The 746-nt window shown below is 54.8% G+C and carries 1 pseudogene; it reads right to left on the reverse strand.

Annotated elements, in window-relative coordinates:
• A pseudogene (locus tag QMN93_RS26050) lies at positions 1-687 on the reverse strand (IS3 family transposase); the annotation flags it as partial.
• Positions 688-746: the final 59 nt, after the last annotated feature.

Raw genomic sequence — 746 nt, forward strand, 5'->3', positions numbered from 1 at the left:
TATAAGTAATATCTGTGACCCAGACCTGATTGGCCCGGACAACAGTAAACTGCCGTTGCACGCGATTAGGGGCAACCACTGAAGGCCGGCCGGCGATACGACGCGGCGCTTTATAGCCGCGTACGGCTTTGATCCGGTTTTGTTGCATAATACGACCCACCCGGTTTTTGCCGCAGGTTTCCCCGATTTCGTTCAGGTCGCCATGAACCCGCCGGTAACCGTATACGCCTCCGCTCAGTGAATATGAGTCGCGGATAAGCATCAGCAGACGCTGGTTATCTTTATCACGCGCCGAGACCGGGTTGTGCAGCCACGCATAGAACCCGGCCCGGGCGACATTCAGTACCCGACACATCGTCATCACACCCCATACAGTGCGGTGTTCATTGATAAAGCGGTACTTCAGTCGGGCTCCCTTGCAAAGTACCGCGCGGCCTTTTTCAGGATATCCCGTTCTTCTTCGGTGCGTTTTAGCTGCGCCCGGAGTTTCAGGATCTCGCTTTTGGCTTCCAGTAAATCCCGGGCATGCTGTTCGCTGTTATCAGGTTTGATAGCCCGTAGCCACTTGTAGAGGCTGTGTGCAGAAACGCCCAGACGGTCGGATACTTCGGCAACGGAATAACCGCGTTCTGTTATCTGACGGACGGCTTCTTCCTTAAATTCAGGTGTAAATCGTGGTGTGCCCATACGCTCCTCCTATGCTCAAACTATAGGGCAGGATCGTCTACCGGGGCGGGGTCAGTCCA

The sequence above is a fragment of the Enterobacter sp. R-1.6.2 genome (assembly GCF_035064085.1).
GTDB classification, from domain to species: Bacteria; Pseudomonadota; Gammaproteobacteria; order Enterobacterales; family Enterobacteriaceae; genus Enterobacter; species Enterobacter asburiae_B.